Annotated in this window: 13 protein-coding genes and 5 tRNA genes; 9 read left to right on the plus strand and 9 right to left on the minus strand. The window is 70.7% G+C overall.

Annotation, left to right across the window (positions count from 1 at the left end):
- Positions 1 to 34: 34 nt before the first annotated feature.
- Positions 35 to 1,117: a phosphoribosylformylglycinamidine cyclo-ligase gene (gene purM, locus AC5WRL_RS25535; protein WP_496091012.1), complete on the plus strand. Its 1,083-nt coding sequence runs from the start codon at positions 35 to 37 to the stop codon at positions 1,115 to 1,117.
- A gap of 106 nt (positions 1,118 to 1,223) precedes the next feature.
- Here purM and AC5WRL_RS25540 read toward each other — a convergent pair whose 3' ends face one another.
- Both AC5WRL_RS25540 and AC5WRL_RS25545 read right to left on the minus strand, forming a co-directional pair.
- Positions 1,224 to 1,529, minus strand: coding sequence for a DUF3073 domain-containing protein (locus tag AC5WRL_RS25540; protein ID WP_496091013.1), 306 nt, complete (start codon positions 1,527 to 1,529; stop codon positions 1,224 to 1,226).
- Between the two features lie 295 nt (positions 1,530 to 1,824).
- The gene (locus AC5WRL_RS25545; RefSeq protein WP_496091014.1) at positions 1,825 to 2,958 is read right to left on the minus strand and encodes a Leu/Phe/Val dehydrogenase; all 1,134 of its coding nucleotides are present in this window, start codon (positions 2,956 to 2,958) and stop codon (positions 1,825 to 1,827) included.
- A gap of 177 nt (positions 2,959 to 3,135) precedes the next feature.
- On the opposite strand from AC5WRL_RS25545, the gene AC5WRL_RS25550 reads away from it, so the two are divergent.
- Positions 3,136 to 4,053, plus strand: a complete 918-nt coding sequence (locus AC5WRL_RS25550) for a DUF8083 family protein (protein ID WP_496091015.1) — start codon at positions 3,136 to 3,138, stop codon at positions 4,051 to 4,053.
- A gap of 452 nt (positions 4,054 to 4,505) precedes the next feature.
- Positions 4,506 to 4,712 (plus strand): developmental transcriptional regulator BldC, encoded by a 207-nt coding sequence (bldC, locus tag AC5WRL_RS25555; RefSeq protein WP_019431930.1) that lies wholly within the window; start codon positions 4,506 to 4,508, stop codon positions 4,710 to 4,712.
- Between the two features lie 492 nt (positions 4,713 to 5,204).
- Here the strand turns inward: bldC and AC5WRL_RS25560 are convergent.
- Together AC5WRL_RS25560 and hrpA are read right to left on the minus strand one after the other, a co-directional pair.
- Positions 5,205 to 5,279: transfer RNA gene (locus tag AC5WRL_RS25560), tRNA-Asp, on the minus strand.
- 72 nt (positions 5,280 to 5,351) lie between these two features.
- A complete protein-coding gene (gene hrpA, locus AC5WRL_RS25565) occupies positions 5,352 to 9,317 on the minus strand; it encodes an ATP-dependent RNA helicase HrpA (RefSeq protein ID WP_496091016.1) in 3,966 nt (1,321 codons plus the stop codon).
- A 77-nt stretch (positions 9,318 to 9,394) separates the two neighbouring features.
- Between hrpA and AC5WRL_RS25570 the strand changes: the two genes are divergently transcribed.
- Positions 9,395 to 10,375 carry an ABC-2 transporter permease gene (locus AC5WRL_RS25570; protein ID WP_496091017.1) on the plus strand — a complete coding sequence of 327 codons (981 nt, stop codon included), beginning with the start codon at positions 9,395 to 9,397 and terminating at the stop codon, positions 10,373 to 10,375.
- A gap of 68 nt (positions 10,376 to 10,443) precedes the next feature.
- Here the strand turns inward: AC5WRL_RS25570 and AC5WRL_RS25575 are convergent.
- The 5 genes from AC5WRL_RS25575 to AC5WRL_RS25595 form a co-directional block, all read right to left on the minus strand.
- Positions 10,444 to 10,517 (minus strand) — tRNA-Phe (locus AC5WRL_RS25575).
- Between the two features lie 4 nt (positions 10,518 to 10,521).
- Positions 10,522 to 10,596 (minus strand) — tRNA-Asp (locus tag AC5WRL_RS25580).
- Between the two features lie 71 nt (positions 10,597 to 10,667).
- Positions 10,668 to 11,096, minus strand: a complete 429-nt coding sequence (aroQ, locus tag AC5WRL_RS25585) for a type II 3-dehydroquinate dehydratase (protein ID WP_496091043.1) — start codon at positions 11,094 to 11,096, stop codon at positions 10,668 to 10,670.
- A 108-nt stretch (positions 11,097 to 11,204) separates the two neighbouring features.
- Positions 11,205 to 11,280 (minus strand) — tRNA-Glu (locus AC5WRL_RS25590).
- 78 nt (positions 11,281 to 11,358) lie between these two features.
- A complete protein-coding gene (locus tag AC5WRL_RS25595; RefSeq protein WP_496091018.1) occupies positions 11,359 to 11,709 on the minus strand; it encodes a metallopeptidase family protein in 351 nt (116 codons plus the stop codon).
- An 81-nt stretch (positions 11,710 to 11,790) separates the two neighbouring features.
- Here AC5WRL_RS25595 and AC5WRL_RS25600 point away from each other — a divergent pair, with 81 nt between their 5' ends.
- From AC5WRL_RS25600 to AC5WRL_RS25620, 5 genes are all read left to right on the plus strand, one after another.
- Entirely contained in the window at positions 11,791 to 12,336 is a 546-nt protein-coding gene (locus AC5WRL_RS25600) for a hypothetical protein (RefSeq protein WP_496091019.1), read from the plus strand.
- Between the two features lie 208 nt (positions 12,337 to 12,544).
- On the plus strand, positions 12,545 to 14,449 hold the full coding sequence (locus AC5WRL_RS25605; RefSeq protein WP_496091020.1) for a DEAD/DEAH box helicase: 1,905 nt from the start codon (positions 12,545 to 12,547) through the stop codon (positions 14,447 to 14,449).
- Positions 14,450 to 14,569: 120 nt separating this feature from the next.
- Positions 14,570 to 14,642 (plus strand) — tRNA-Lys (locus AC5WRL_RS25610).
- Between the two features lie 94 nt (positions 14,643 to 14,736).
- On the plus strand, positions 14,737 to 15,816 hold the full coding sequence (locus AC5WRL_RS25615) for a PP2C family protein-serine/threonine phosphatase (protein ID WP_496091021.1): 1,080 nt from the start codon (positions 14,737 to 14,739) through the stop codon (positions 15,814 to 15,816).
- Between the two features lie 87 nt (positions 15,817 to 15,903).
- Positions 15,904 to 16,338: an effector-associated constant component EACC1 gene (locus AC5WRL_RS25620; protein ID WP_496091022.1), complete on the plus strand. Its 435-nt coding sequence runs from the start codon at positions 15,904 to 15,906 to the stop codon at positions 16,336 to 16,338.
- Positions 16,339 to 16,369 lie beyond the last annotated feature (31 nt).

The raw sequence follows: 16,369 nt of genomic DNA on the forward strand, positions 1-16,369 counted from the left end.
CGTACCCCCAAGTCACCCCGAAGAGAGACGCGCGATGACCACCCACCCCGAGCAGCCCGGCGCCGGCGCCAGCTATGCCGCCGCCGGTGTCGATATCGAGGCCGGCGAGACCGCCGTCGAACTCATGAAGAAGTGGGTGGCCAAGACCCAGCGCCCCGAGTCCGTCGGCACCCTCGGCGGCTTCAGCGGCCTCTTCGACGCCTCCGCGCTCAAGAACTACCGCCACCCGCTGCTGGCCTCCGCCACCGACGGCGTGGGCACCAAGGTCGCCATCGCCCAGCGCCTGGACATCCACGACACCATCGGCCACGACCTGGTCGCCATGGTCGTCGACGACCTGGTGGTGTGCGGTGCCGAGCCGCTGTTCATGACCGACTACATCTGCGTCGGCAAGGTGCACCCCGAGCGGGTGGCGTCCATCGTCAAGGGCATCGCCGAGGGCTGCGTGCTGGCCGGCTGCGCGCTGGTCGGCGGCGAGACCGCCGAGCACCCGGGGCTGCTGGGCCCCGAGGAGTACGACGTGGCCGGCGCCGCCACCGGCGTGGTCGAGGCCGACGAGCTGCTGGGCGCCGATCGCATCCGTACGGGGGACGCCGTCATCGCGCTGGCCGCCTCCGGCCTTCACTCCAACGGGTACTCGCTGGTCCGCCATGTGCTGCTGCGGCAGCAGGGCTGGGCGCTGGAGCGGGAGGTCCCGGAGCTGGGCCGCACCCTGGGCGAGGAGCTGCTGGAGCCCACCCGGATCTACTCCCTGGACTGTCTGGCGCTGGCCCGCGCCACCGAGGTGCACGCCTACTCGCACATCACCGGCGGCGGCCTGGCCGGCAACCTCGCCCGGGTGGTGCCCGAGGGGCTGCACGCCCGGGTGGACCGCGGCACCTGGACCCCGCCGCCGGTCTTCGGCCTGGTCGGGGACGCCGGCCAGGTGGCCCGCGCCGAGCTGGAGCGCACCCTCAACATGGGCGTGGGCATGGTCGCGGTGGTGCCGCAGGGGTCGGTGAACGGCGCGCTGGAGCTGCTCGCCGAGCGCGGAGTGCCGGCCTGGGTGGCCGGTGAGGTCACCGAGCGGGCGGACGGCGACGAGGCCGTGACCCTCAGTGGTGACTACGCCGGCTGACGTGGTGCGTCAGCAGACAGCGGACAGCACAGCACCCGGTCCGGTGGTGGTGGTACCGGGACCGGGTCGCGTGCTGCCGCTGCTCAGCAAAGTGCTGAGGACCTGCTCAAGTGCCCCGGCGTTTGGAGGCACCGGACGAGCCGGAGGAGCCGCCATGGGACCGGTCGGGCCCGTGATCGTCCTCGTCGTCGTCGCTGTCATCGCCGTACATCTCCGCGTACTTCGCGTACGGGTCGTTGTCCAGCTCATCGTCCAGCTCTTCGTCGTCCTTGAACTGGTCGCCGTTCGGCGGCTCGTTCGACGGCGATGCACCCAGCTCTTCGGCCAGACGTGTCAGATCCGTCCCGCCACTGCTGTACTTCAGCTGGCGGGCGACCTTCGTCTGCTTGGCCTTGGCCCGGCCGCGCCCCATTGGCTCGACCCCCTCAACGACGGAGCCCAACGGCCCCGGAGTGTTGACATCCGTTCATAAAGGAGAGCGGGCTCTCGGACGAGAGCCCGATCCATCGGGTTTCAACCGTACCTGCTTCCGCGCGCCTGCGGTACGCCGTCCGCAGGTCCCGGGTCGCCCGAACGATTCCGGTGAAACTCTCCTTGCTGGTCAGCGGCGATTTTACCTTCTTTCGGAGCGCGACTCGCCCTAGGGGTGGTGACATGTCTTACCCACGGGGCGGGCCGCACCTCCGTACGGCCGCTCCGGGCCGCGCTCAGCGGGCCGCCGCGGCGGCGATCCTGGCCTCCGCGATGCGGTCGGCGGCCACCGCCGGCGGGACCCCCTCGGTGTCGGCGCGCTGGAAGATCTCCAGGGTCGTCCCGTAGATCAGCTCGGCCTTTGCCTTCGCACGAGCGAACTCAAAGCCGTGCAGCTCGTCGGCGACCTGGATGACGCCGCCCGAGTTCACCACGTAGTCGGGCGCGTACAGCACGCCGCGGTCCGCGAGGTCCTTCTCGACGCCCGGGTGGTCCAGCTGGTTGTTGGCCGCCCCGCACACGACGGTGGCGGTCAGGGCCGGCACCGTACGGTCGTTCAGGGCACCGCCCAGCGCGCACGGGGCATAGATGTCGAGCCCCTCGGTGCTGATCAGTGCCTCGGTGTCCGCCGCCACCCGTACCCCGGGGTGCGCGCCCTTGACCCGGGCCACCGACTCCTCGCGGACATCGGTGACCACCACCTCGGCGCCCGCCTCGATGAGGTGCCCGGCCAGCAGATGGCCCACCTTGCCGACCCCGGCGATGCCCACCGTGCGGCCGGCGAGGTCGTCGCTGCCCCAGCGGTGCGTCGCGGCGGCCCGCATGCCCTGGAAGACCCCGAAGGCGGTGAGCACCGAGGAGTCCCCGGCGCCGCCCTGCTCGGGGGAACGCCCCGTGGTCCAGCGGCACTCGCGCGCGACCACGTCCATGTCGGCCACATAGGTGCCCACATCGCAGGCGGTGACGTACCGGCCGCCGAGCGAGGCGACGAAGCGCCCGTACGCGAGGAGCAGTTCCTCACTCTTGAGGGTGGCCGGGTCGCCGATGATCACGGCCTTGCCGCCGCCGTGGTCCAGGCCCGCCAGGGCGTTCTTGTAGCTCATCCCGCGGGCCAGGTTGAGGGCGTCGCGCAGCGCGGCTTCCTCGGGCACGGCCGCGCCGGGGTAGGCGTGGAAGCGGGTGCCGCCCAGCGCCGGGCCCAGGGCGGTGGAGTGGATGGCGATGACGGCCTTGAGGCCGGAGGCCCGGTCCTGGCAGAGCACGACCTGTTCGTGGCCGCCCTGCTCGGAGCGGAAGAGGGTGTCCAGGACGGAGCCGGAGGGGGCGAAGGGAATGCTGTCGGCGCTGACAGCGGCTGTTACGTCGGTCACGGTGGTGACTCCTGCGCTACGCGGCGGATGCCCTCCAAGTGGTCGGGAGGGCCTGCTGGGACGAGCCTAAGCCTGATGGTGCGCGCGGGATGCCAAGGGTGCGTCACACTGCCACGATCGAGGGGGGCGGCCGTGGCGGGGGCTCCCCGGGATCGCTGGGACGTGGAGGGAGCGCGGGTGTCGAAGGTGCCGTACGCGGCGTATCTGCGGGTGTACGAGCCGCTGGGGGCGTTTCCTGAGCCGGAGCGTTCCCACTGGGCGCGGTACGCCGAGCGCGGGGATCTGCCGGGGCCGCAGGAGGAGCTGCGGCGGTCGATCACGGAGCTGGTGGCGGTGCCGGGGCGGCTGGTGCCGCCGAAGGAGAGCGCCGACGCCTTTGTGGCGGTGGTGGACGGGGTGGTGTGCGTGTGTCCGTGGCGCACCCGGCTGCGGGCCTGGGAGGCGCTGGGGGAGGTGGGGCACTGGCTGATGCCGCAGTCGGTGCTGGACGCGGCGCTGCCGCCGGAGGCGCGGGAGCGGGCGGAGCAGGAGTACGGGCGCTGGCGGGAGCGGAATCCGGATGCCCGGCCGTGGATCAGGTCGGCGTTGTGGCATGTGCCGGTGCGCTGGTTCGCGCTGTTCACGGACGAGGAGCGGGAGTTCACGCCGGGGGAGGGAGCGGGGCCGCCCCGGCTGCGGTACCGGACGCCGATGGTGCGGGCGCGGCAGCGGGTGGCGCGCGGGTTGCGGACGGTGCGGGAGGCGGCCCGGGAGGCGGTGGCGGAGGCGTCGGGGGCGGCCGGTGCGGACGGTGCGGCGGGGGAGGAGCCGGGGGCACCTCCCGGCCGGGGGCTGGGGGAGGGTCCGCTGGCGGCGGCGCTCACCGATGTGGGTCGTTGGCTGGAAGAGTTTCATCCCCGGTCACTGGTCGAACTGGACTACGGGGGATTGATCTATACGATCACTGAGGAACAGCTTGCGGCCGATCGCTCGGCCGCGGAGGTCGCGGCCGGTCTCGCCGCGCTCGCGGCGGGCGATCTGGAGCGGGCGGGCAGGCTGTACGAGGAGCTGACCGATCGCTGGATGACCGTCCGGGAGCGGCAGTTCGCCAACTGAGCGCCGGCCGGGACGTCCGGGCCACGGGACTAAAGGCCCAAGCGTGATGGAAGGCACTCTAAGGAAGTCTTGTCAGCAACCCGTCTCCTCGTGCCAAAATAGGACAAGGAGCCCGATCGGGCTTCTTCTATCCGTCGAAGGGCGGATAGATCGGTAATGCACTCCTTGGTGTGGCAGATGCTGACTGATCACGATAGTGACTGATTGTCACTCGTCGATGACTGTCCGCTATGGCATGGTCCATCGGCTTCCGTCGAGGTTGGGCACCTGAGAGCGCAATTCCATCGGTTTGGCCGACCCGGCTGGACGGATGGTGTAGTTGTAGTGCCGAGGACAAGCCGTTCGTCCTATAACCGACTCGGCCCGCGTCTGCCATTTCGGGCAACGCGGGCCAAGGTGCAGAATTTAGAGGAAAGAACCGTGATGGTTCGGTTCTCCCGAGGAGGCCGCTCATGACCGCTCGCACCCCTGATGCCGAGCCGCTGCTGACCCCGGCTGAGGTTGCCACGATGTTCCGCGTCGACCCCAAAACGGTGACACGCTGGGCAAAAGCGGGCAAGCTCACGTCTATCCGCACGCTCGGTGGGCACCGCCGCTACCGCGAAGCGGAGGTGCGCGCACTGCTGGCGGGCATCCCGCAGCAGCGCGGCGAGGCCTGAGCCAGCAGCACAACCCAAGCAACACCTGGCTACACCCAGTAAAACCCCAGTACAACCCAGGTTTCGGGGCCCCCACCCCGGCCTCCTGGTCATAGATCGCGTCGGACTCCGCCGGGTCCGGCGCGATCTGCTTTTTCCGCACGGCCGCCCGGCGGCCGGCTTCCGGGCCCTTCCGGCATCTTTCGGAGGATCTTCCGGAACCCCACTGGGGGGAGTGCAATTGCACATATTAAATAAGCGGGTGTCTCTGCGGGGTCGAACCAGCCCGCTGAGCGATCGTTCCTGGTGACTCCCGTCACACCGGAAAAGCCTTGCCCGCAAGGCTGCTGATGAGGTAGTGCGAACCGCCTCCCCGGGTCGCCCCGCTCCTCCGCCGCGCGCGCCGCCCGGACCCCTGCCCCTCTCCTTCCCACCAACTCCCCTTTTTCATCGGGGTAGTTGAAAACGTGACACAAAAAAACCGGACCCCCTGTGGGGGTCCGGTTAGCGGTGCGGTCCTGACGGGATTTGAACCCGCGGCCTCCACCTTGACAGGGTGGCGAGCACTCCAAACTGCTCTACAGGACCTCGCATCTCGCGTCGGTGACTCTACCCCACCCAGGGGGCAGGGAGCCAATCGGTTGATCAACCCGCCCCGGTTCAGCGGGCGGGGCCCGGCACCAGCGCGTCGATGGCCTTCACGATCCGCTTGTCGGAGACCGGATACGCGGTGCCCAGCGCGTGCGCGAAGTAGCTCACCCGCAGCTCCTCGATCATCCAGCGGATCTCCCGGGCCGCCCGCGGGACCGGCCGCCCGGCCGGGAACTGCTCCAGCAGCCACGCGTACTCGTCCCGCATCTCCGCCACCTTCGCCAGCCGCGCCCGGTCCCGCTCCGCCTGGTGCGGCAACTGCTGCAACCGCCGGTCCACCGCCGTCAGATAGCGCAGCAGATCCGCCAGCCGGCCGGCACCGTGCGCCGTCACGAACCCCGGGCACAGCAGCCCGTCCAACTGCTGCCGGATGTCCGCCACCGAGGACGCCAGTACGGGGCTGGTGGTGCCCTTCAGCCGCCGCTCGCACGCCTGGCCGGCGACCAGCACCTGCCGCACCTGCCGCACGATCCTCAGCGTCAGCTCGACGATGTCGGCCCGCACCGCGTCGAACAGCTTGGTGAAGCCCTCCTGATCCCACACCACCCCGCCGCGCTCCGCGATCAGCCGGTCGGCCGCCGCCGTCACACAGTCCGCCAGCAGGGCCTGCACACTGCCGTGCGGGGAGGCGGCCAGCGCCAGCTTCGCCGCGTTGTCCAGCTTGCCCACCGCGAACTTCGCCGGATCGGACGGCAGATTGAGCAGCACCAGCCGCCGTACCGCCGGCCACATGGCGGCGGCCTGCTCCTCCTCGGTGTCGAACAGCCGCACCGCGACGCTCGATCCCTCGTCCACCAGCGCCGGATACGCCTGTACCGGCTGCCCGCCGCGCCGGGTCTCGAAGCGGCGCGGCAGGGTCCCCACCGTCCAGGAGGTGATCCCGCCGCGCTGCTCCAGGGCGGCCTGTGAGGTGTCCTGGCCGGCCGCGGTGCCCACCGCCTTCCCCGACGCCTTGAACGCCCGTGAGATGGCCTCCTGGGTCTTCGGTTTGAGCGCCAGCCGCAGCGCCTCCAGATCCTTGTCCTCGGCCAGCGCCTTGCGCCGCTCGTCCACCACCCGGAAGGTGATCCGCAGATGCCCCGGCACCGCCTCGGGGGAGAAGTCCTCGGGGGACACCCGTACCCCGGTCATCCGCTGGAGCGCCGCCGCCAGCTCCGCCCGCAGCGGACGATCGGTCGGCGCGCCCTCCGGCAGCCCGGCCAGGAAGCGGCCGGCGAAATTCGGCGCCGGTACGCAGTGCCGCCGGATCGGCTTGGGCAGCGACCGGATCAGCTCGGTCACCAACTGCTCGCGCAGCCCTGGGATCTGCCAGTCGAAGCCGTCGGGGCGTGCCTGGTTGAGGACCTGGAGCGGTACGTGCACGGTGACACCGTCCGCGTCCGTACCCGGCTCGAACTGGTACGTCACCCGGAACGAGAGCCGGCCCTGCCGCCAGCTGTCCGGGTAGTCCGCCTTGGTGACGCCCCCCGCCCGCTCGTTGATGAGCATGGACTTCTCGAAGTTCAGCAGATCCGGCTCGTCCCGGCGCTTGAGCTTCCACCAGGAGTCGAAGTGCGCCCCGGAGACGATCTCTTCCGGAAGCCGCTGCTCGTAGAAGTCGTACAGCGTCTCGTCGTCCACCAGGATGTCGCGCCGCCTGGCCCGGTGTTCCAGCTCCTCGACCTCGGCGAGCAGCTTGCGGTTCTCCCGGAAGAACTGGTGCTGGGTGCGCCAGTCGCCCTCCACCAGGGCGTTGCGGATGAACAGATCCCGCGAGATCTCCGGGTCGATCCGGCCGTAGTTGACCTTGCGCTGGGCGACGATCGGGATTCCGTACAGCGTGACCCGCTCGTACGCCATCACCGCGGCCTGCTTCTGCTCCCAGTGCGGCTCGCTGTAGGTGCGCTTGACCAGATGCTGGGCGAGCGGCTCGATCCACTCGGGCTCGATCTTCGCGTTGACCCGGGCCCACAGCCGGGAGGTCTCCACCAGCTCCGCCGACATGACCCAGCGCGGCGGCTTCTTGAACAGCGCCGAGCCGGGGAAGATCGCGAACTTGGCGCTGCGGGCGCCCAGATACTCGTTCTTGTCGGTGTCCTTGAGCCCCAGATGGGAGAGCAGCCCGGCCAGCAGCGACTGGTGGACGGTGACCGGCGCGGCGCTCTCCTCGCCCGGCACGATCCCCATGGTCTTCCCGACGGACCGCAGCTGGGCGTAGATGTCCTGCCACTCCCGTATCCGCAGATAGTTCAGGAACTCGGTGCGGCACATCCGGCGGAACGCGGAGGAGGACAGCTCCCGCTGCCGCTCGCGCACGTAGTCCCAAAGGGCGACCAGCGCAAGAAAATCGGACTCCTCCCCCGGCCCCTCCCGGAACCGCCGGTGCTTCTCGTCCGCCGCCTGCTGCTTGTCGGCGGGCCGCTCGCGCGGATCCTGGATGGACAGCGCGGCGGCGATCACCATCACCTCGCGGGCGCAGCCGTTGCGGCCGGCCTCCAGCACCATCCGGGCCAGCCGGGGGTCCACCGGCAGCTGGGACAGCTTCCGCCCGGTGTCGGTGAGCGCGTCCCCGCGCAGCGCCCCCAGCTCCTCCAGCAGTTGCACACCGGCCTTGACGCTCCGGTGGTCGGGAGCGTCGATGAAGGGAAACTTCTCGACCTCCCCAAGACCGGCGGCGTTCATCTGGAGAATGACGGAGGCGAGATTGGTGCGCAGGATCTCGGCGTCGGTGAACTCGGGCCGGGAGAGGAAGTCCTCCTCGGAGTACAGCCGGACGCAGATGCCGTCGCTGGTCCGCCCGCAGCGGCCCTTGCGCTGATTGGCGCTGGCCTGGGAGACCGCCTCGATCGGCAGCCGCTGCACCTTGGTGCGATGGCTGTACCGGGAGATGCGCGCGGCGCCCGGGTCGATCACGTACTTGATGCCCGGCACGGTGAGCGAGGTCTCGGCCACATTGGTGGCGAGCACGACCCGCCGCCCGGTGTGCTGCTGGAACACCCGCTGCTGCTCGCTGTGCGAGAGCCGCGCGTACAGCGGAAGAATCTCGGTGAACCGCAGCCGCCGCTTCTCCAGCGCGTCGGCGGTGTCCCGGATCTCCCGTTCGCCCGAGAGAAAAACGAGAATGTCCCCCGGCCCCTCCCCCTGAAGCTCATCGACGGCGGAGCAGATCGCGGAGACCTGGTCGTCGTCCTCCTCCAGCGGCCGGTAGCGGACCTCGACCGGGAACGTACGCCCGGACACCTCGATGATCGGCGCCGGCTCGCCACCGGGGGCGCGGAAGTGCCGGGCGAACCGCTCGGGATCGATGGTCGCCGAGGTGATGATGATCTTCAGATCGGGCCGGCGGGGGAGCAACTGCGCCAGATACCCCAGCAGAAAGTCGATGTTGAGGCTCCGCTCATGAGCCTCGTCGATGATGATCGTGTCGTACTTCAGCAGCTCACGGTCGTGCTGCACCTCGGCCAGCAGAATGCCGTCCGTCATGAGCTTCACCAGGGTCGAGTCCCCGACCTGATCGGTGAACCTCACCTTCCAGCCCACCGCCTCACCCAGCGGCGTGTTCAGCTCGTCGGCGACCCGCTGCGCCACGGTACGGGCCGCGATCCGGCGCGGCTGGGTGTGCCCGATCAGCCCCCGCACCCCGCGCCCCAGCTCCAGGCAGATCTTCGGGATCTGGGTGGTCTTCCCCGACCCGGTCTCACCCGCCACGATCACCACCTGGTGATCGCGGATCGCGTCGCGGATCGCGTCCTTCTTCTGGCTGACCGGCAGCGCCTGCGGATAACTGATCGCCGGCAGCGCCGCCCGGCGGCGCTCGACGCGCAGCTCGGCCTGGTCCATCGCCTCGGCGATCTCGCCCAGCACGGCCTGCCGGGCCTCGGGCTTACGGATCCGGCGGGCACCGTCGAGCCGCCGGCCGAGCCGGCGCTCGTCGTGCAGCATCAGCTGGGGCAGGCGCTCGGCAAGGGCGGCGTGGGAAGCGGAGTGCGTAGACATACGCCCCCAAGAGTCTCACCTGGGACCCGGGAGCGGCGAACCAATATCGGAGAGCTTTGTCCCTTTAGGGTGCGTCTGTGAGTCGCTGGCAGGCGTTCAAACACTCCCCCTACTACGCGGCGGTGGTCATCTCCCTGCTGTCCGCCGTCGGCGCGGCCCTCTTCGCCGGCTCCTACACCTACGCCCTGGCGAACCCCACTCCGCACCGGATGCCGGTGGCGGTGGTCGGCGAACCGGAGACGGCCAGGACGGCGGAGTACGTCGCGGCGCTGGAGAAGGGACTGCACACCTCGCTGCGCATCCACGACTACCAGAATTATCCACAGGCTGTGGATGCCGTGGAGCGGCAGAAAGTCTTCGCGATCGTGCGGGAGCGGGACGGCGCGATCGACCTCTCGGTCTCCAGCGCGTCGGGTGCCTCGGTGGCGGAGCTGCTGAAGACCGCCGGCCCGCCCGCCGGAGCGGCCATCGGCGCGACGGTCACCGTCACCGACCTCAAGCCGTTGCACTCCGGCGACCCGCGCGGCCTGGCGCTCTTCTACATCACGCTCGCCGCCGTGATCATCGGTTTCCTCGGCACCATCCAGCTGAGCATCCACGCCGCCCGCCTCACCCCGGCCGAACGCATCGCGACGGTGGCCGCGTTCTCCGTACTGGGCGGCTTCCTGATCGCCGCCACCGTGGACTGGATCCTGGACGCCGTCCCCCTGCCGCTGATCAGCTGGCTCCAGCTCATGCTGACGATGTTCGTCGCCGGCATGGTCTTCACCGTCTTCAACACCTTCTTCGGCCGCTGGGCGATCCTGCCCACCTGGGGCCTGCTGGTGATGCTGGGCAACCCGGCCTCCGGCGGCCCGGTCTCCTGGCCGCTGCTCCCCTCGGCGCTCGCCTTCCTCGGCCGCTGGCTACCACCCGGCGCCTCGGTCAACGCCCTCCACAACGCCGTCTACTTCCCCCACCACCAGCACCTCCAGCCCTATCTGGTCCTGCTGGTGTGGGCAGCCCTGGCGACCGGCACCTTCTGGCTCTTCCGCACCCGCCACCCCGGCGGCCGGTGACACAGGGAAAACACAAAAAAGGCCCTGGCGGCGGATGCCGCTGGGGCCTTCTTGCTGGTGAAGGAAGGTGGCTGGGGCCGGGGTCGAACCGGCGACCTTCCGCTTTTCAGGCGGACGCTCGTACCAACTGAGCTACCCAGCCGAAGCGGTCCTGACGGGATTTGAACCCGCGGCCTCCACCTTGACAGGGTGGCGAGCACTCCAAACTGCTCTACAGGACCTGGCTTGTGCGACCGGCTTTCCCGATGTCGCTGAAGCAGCGTATCACGGTGCGGAGACCCTGCTGAGCGGGCTATTTCAGCAGCCGGCAGACCCGCTCCACCGCGAAGGCGTACCCCTGGACGCCGCAGCCGACGATCACTCCGGCGGTGGCCGCGGCCGACACGTACGAGTGATGCCGGAACGGCTCGCGGCGGTGGATGTTGGAGATGTGCACCTCCGCGATCGGCAGCCCCTCACAGGTGCTGAGCGCGTCCAGCAGGCCGATCGAGGTGTGCGAGTACGACGCCGGGTTGATCACGATGCCCGCGTGGTGTTCCCGGGCCTCCTGGATCCAGTCGATCAGCTCGCCCTCGTGGTTGCTCTGCCGGGCGTCGACCGCGAAGCCGTACCGGGCGGCCGTCTCCACGCACAGCCGTACGACGTCGGCGAGGGTGTCGGTGCCGTAGATCTCGGGCTCGCGCAGGCCGAGCAGATTGAGATTCGGTCCGTTGAGCACCATGAGTGACTTCTCGGTCACCGGGCATCACTTCTCTCGTCCAGGGCCCGCAGATAAGGCGTAAAAAGGCGAAGAGCCACCCACAGGCGAAATGCTGCGGATGGCTTCGGGTGGTGCCCCCAACGGGATTCGAACCCGTGCTACCGCCTTGAAAGGGCGGCGTCCTGGGCCACTAGACGATGAGGGCCTCCTGCGCACCGACACATATCAGTCGGTGAACGCGAGAAGCATAGGCGATGCCCGAACGGATCACCAACACGGTTCCTCACCCCCAGCCCAGTTCGTGGAGCCGGTCCTCCTCGATGCCGAAGTGGTGGGCGATCTCGTGGACCACGGTCACCGTCACCTCGTGCACCACGTCCTCGGCGGTTTCGCAGTAACGCAGCGTCGGGCCCATGTAGATGAGGATCCGGTCCGGCAGCACGCCCGCGTACCACTCGCCGCGCTCGGTGAGCGGTGTTCCCTCGTACAGGCCGAGGAGTTCGGGGTCGGACGGGTCGGGTTCGTCCTCGACGAACACCGCCACGTTGTCCATCAGCCGCGCCAGTTCCGGGGGGACCTGGTCCAGCGCCTCGCTCACCAGTTCCTCGAATGACTCACGTGTCATCTTCAGCACCCGTCCATTGTCCGTGACCCGTGGGCCCGGATGGCAGTTGGGCAGGGCGCCCATCCGTCCCCGGCCCCCAGGAGCGCCGCCGTGCGTCCACGTGTTCCCGCTGCTCTCAGCACCCTCTCCCTCACCTCGGTGCTCGCGCTGTCCCTCACCGGCTGCCTGAGCGTGGACCCCAAGGCGCCCGGCGGCGACCCCACCGAGGCCGGGAACACCTCGCCGCTGGTCGAGGACGCGGCCGGGGAGGGCGGGGACGGCATCGAGGGGGGTACGGAGCGGGGTCCCGGCCCGGCCGGCGGGCCCGGGTCGCCCGAAGAGGCGGCGGGCGAGGACCGTACGGCCGATGACGCCGACGGAAAGGGCACCGGGGAGCGGGCGCGTGAGGAGCGGGCCCCGGTCGCGGACGCGAAGCCCAGCCCGTCCCGTACCCCCGCGTCGCCCACCGCCCGGCCCGGTGCGGTCGTACCCCCGGCCGCCTCGCCCGGCGGCGCCTCCCCGCCGCCCGCCGAGCCCGTACCGAGCCCGCCGCCCCCGCCGGTGCCGCCGGCGCCCGAGCCCACCGGCCACGAGCCGTCGCCGCCCGGACAGGACCCCGAGCCGGACCCGGAGCCGGAGCCGGAGAGTGACGGGTGAGGGGTGCTGGGTGAGCGCGGTTTGCGTCCGCACGGGTGCGGTGCGTATGCTTGTAGATCGTTTGATCCCACTTGCCCGGCGCCCGATTGCAGCGCGCCGTGTGGCGCGTTCCTCGTCAAGCCGTGGCTGACCGCAAAGACAGGCGGTCGTGAGCACCTACGGAGCTAAGGCGCGTGCCGACCAAGACTCCGGAAGGGTCTCACTTCGCATGTCCGTAACAACCGCTGACGCCATCCTGCCCCTGGATGAGCCGACGACCACCTTCGCCGACCTCGGGCTCCCGCAGTCCGTGGTGCGCAAGCTCGCCGAGAACGGCGTGACCACCCCGTTCCCCATCCAGGCCGCCACCATCCCGGACGCGCTGGCCGGCAAGGACATCCTCGGCCGGGGCCGTACCGGCTCCGGCAAGACCCTGAGCTTCGGTCTGCCGGTGCTGGCCCGCCTCGCCGGCGGCCGGACCGAGAAGAAGAAGCCGCGCGCGGTCATCCTGACCCCGACCCGCGAGCTGGCCATGCAGGTCTCCGACGCGCTGGAGCCGTACGGCCACGAGCTGAACCTCCGCTTCAAGGTGGTCTGCGGCGGCACCTCCATGGGCAACCAGATCTACGCCCTGGAGCGCGGCGTCGACATCCTGGTGGCCACCCCCGGCCGGCTGCGCGACCTGATCGCGCGCGGCTCCTGCTCGCTGGACGACGTCGAGGTCGCCGTCCTGGACGAGGCCGACCAGATGGCGGACCTGGGCTTCCTGCCCGAGGTCACCGAACTGCTCGACCTGGTGCCCCCGGGCGGCCAGCGGATGCTGTTCTCCGCCACCCTGGAGAACGAGATCGACACCCTCGTCAAGCGCTACCTGGTCGACCCGGTCAGCCACGAGGTGGACGCGGCGCAGGGCGCGGTGACCACCATGACCCACCACGTGCTCGTGGTGAAGCCGCGCGACAAGGCCCCGCTGACGGCGGCGATCGCGGCGCGCGAGGGCCGCACGATCGTGTTCGTGCGGACCCAGCTGGGCGCCGACCGGGTCGCCGAGCAGCTGCGCGAGTCCGGGGTGCGCGCCGACGCGCTGCACGGCGGCATGACGCAGGGCGCCCGTACCCGCACCCTTGAGGACTTCAAGGGCGGCAAGATCAAGGTGCTGGTGGCCACCGACGTGGCGGCCCGCGGCATCCATGTGGACGGCATCGACCTGGTGCTGAACGTGGACCCGGCCGGGGACCACAAGGACTATCTGCACCGCTCGGGGCGCACCGCGCGGGCCGGGCAGTCCGGCACCGTGGTGTCGCTGGCGCTGCCGCACCAGCGGCGCACCATCTTCCGGCTGATGGAGGACGCGGGCGTGGACGCCTCGCGGCACGTCATCGGGCGGGGTGATCTCTTCGACGAGGAGGTCGCCGAGATCATCGGGGCGCGTTCGCTGACCGAGGTGCAGGCGGAGGCCGCCATGGGCGCGGCGCTGTACGCCGACCGTGAGGTCGGCCGGCTGGCCCGGGAGCTGGAGCGGGCCCAGGAGCGGGCCGGTGAGCTGCGCTCGGAGGCGGAGAAGCTGACCGGGCGGGCGGCGCGGGAGCGCGGCGAGGACCCGGCGGAGGCGATCGCGGCGGCGGCTGCCGCGCAGGCGGCGGCTGAGGCCGAGCGGGAGGCGAAGCGGGAGGCGCGGCGCGCCGAGCGGGCCGCGAAGGCGGCCGAGGAGGAGCGCGAGCGCGCCGACCACCGGGACCGGCGTGATGACCGGGACCGGCGTCCGTACCAGGGCCGGCGTGATGACCGGGGCGGCAGCGGCGGTGGCTTCCGGCGTGATGACCGGCGCGATGACCGCCGGGGCGGCGACCGTGACCGGGACCGGCGCGATGACCGTGGCGGCTACCGGGGCTCCTTCGACCGGGACCGGCGTGATGACCGGGGCGGCAGCGGCGGCGGTTTCCGGCGTGATGACCGGGACCGGCGTCCGTACCAGGGCCGGCGTGATGACCGGGGTGCCGGCAGCGGCACCGGTGGCAGCGGCGGCGGCTTCCGGCGTGATGACCGGCGCGATGACCGCCGGGGCCCCGGCGGCACCGGCGGCACCGGCGGCGGCTACCGCGACGACAAGCCCCGCTGGAAGCGCGGCAACTGACAGCGTGACAGCCGCCGGGGTCCGGGCCACCGCGCCCGGGCCCCGGCGGCGCGCACCCGGCCGCGTCCGTGCCGTATCGCCTGCGAGCCGCGCCAGGGGTGCGACTATGCTGCTGTCTGCGGGCCGTTAGCTCAATTGGCAGAGCAGAGGACTTTTAATCCTTTGGTTGTGGGTTCGAGTCCCACACGGCCTACCTGTGATCACCCGCCGATGATCGACTCGCCCCCCGGGGTCGGTCGCGGCAGATTGGGTGTGTGTACCCGACACCACGTGTCCCATCCCGAGGGGTGGGATACGTACGCCTCGTGCCCGCCCTGCTGATCGTCGGCGGGTTGGCGCTGAGTGCGGCGACCCCGCCGCATCTCACCTTCACCCCGCTGTTCGTGGCCCCGCCGGTGCTGGCGGCCCCGGTGATGAGTTTCCGGGGCACTGTTATCACTGGGATCTCCGCCCTGCTGGCGTCGGCGCTGCTGGTCTTCACCGGCCGGACCGCGATCAGCGGTCAGGAGGTCATCACTTTTCTCACGGTGCTGACCGTCTCCGTGCTCGCCGTGCTGATCAACCGCATCGTCGCCCAGCGCGACCAGTGGGTGGCGTCGGCGCGCGGGGTGGCCGAGATCGTACAGCGAGCGGTGGTCCCGGAGCCCCCCGGCCATGCCGGGCCGCTGCTGGTGGCGGCGCGCTACCGGGCGGCGCAGCGCGACACCCTGATCGGCGGCGATCTGTACGCGGTGCGCGAGACCCCGTACGGCGTACGGCTGCTGGTGGGCGATGTGCGCGGCAAGGGGCTCGGCGCGACCGAGATGGTGTCGGTGATTCTCGGTACGTTCCGGGAGGCCGCCGAGTACCAGGAGGATCTGGGGGCGCTGTGCCGCCGGCTCCAGGCGGCGGTGGAGCGGGAGAAACGGTCCCGGGGGGCGATCGATCCGCAGGAGGAGTTCGCCACGGCGGTGGTGGTGGAGGTGCCCAGGGCGCCGCCGCACGAGCTGCGGCTGATCAACCTGGGCCATCCGCCGCCGCTGCTGCTGCCGCCCGGGGACGCTCCGGCGCGCTATCTGGAGGTGGCTGATCCGCAGCTGCCGCTGGGGCTGATGGATCTGTCCGGCTGGACGGGCCGCCCGCAGACGTTCGCGTTTCCGCCCGGGGCGCAGTTGCTGCTGTACACGGACGGGGTGAGCGAGGCGCGGGACGGGCGGGGCGTCTTCTTCGATCCGGCGGGCGCGCTGGACGCGGAAGTGTTCGGCGATCCGCAGGAGTTGCTGGATCGGTTGGTCTCGGAGGTGCTGCGGTACACCGGTGGCCGGCTGAACGATGACATGGCGCTGCTGGCCGTCTCCCTCCCGACCGGGAACCACCGGAGCGAGTGATGCGTGGACCATTGATGTGTCGCACGTCACTCATACAATCGGGTGACGGTTTGTCAGTGTGTCCGGGGGAAGGGCGGGAATGCGGCGATGACGGCCACCGTACGGATTCGGGTGGATGGGGCGGCAGCCACGGCGGATGACATCAGGCAGCTACAGCTGTGGCTGGCGGCCGATCCGGAGCTGAGCGAGGTGACGGCGCGGATCAGCCGCCGGCCGCACCCGGCGGACAACGCGATGGGGGCGTGGGACGAACTGCTGCTGGAGCTGGCGAAACGGGCCGCGGTGGTGGGGATGGCGGCCCTGCTGCGGTCCGTGTACAACTATCTGCGCAACCGGGGGCGCGGCGAGCGGCGGGTGACGATCGAACTGGCGGACGGCAGGGCGCTGACGCTGGCCGGGGACCGCCGCTACACGCGGGGGGAGCTGGACGAGCAGGCGCGGCGGGCGGCGGAGGCGATCGATCCCGATCCCGACCCCGGTCCGGGGGCGGGGGCCGGACCCGCCCCCGTTCCCGGTCAGTGACGGGGGGCCGGTGAGTGACACGGGGGTGACA

The sequence above is a fragment of the Streptomyces sp. NTD107 genome, assembly GCF_059510435.1.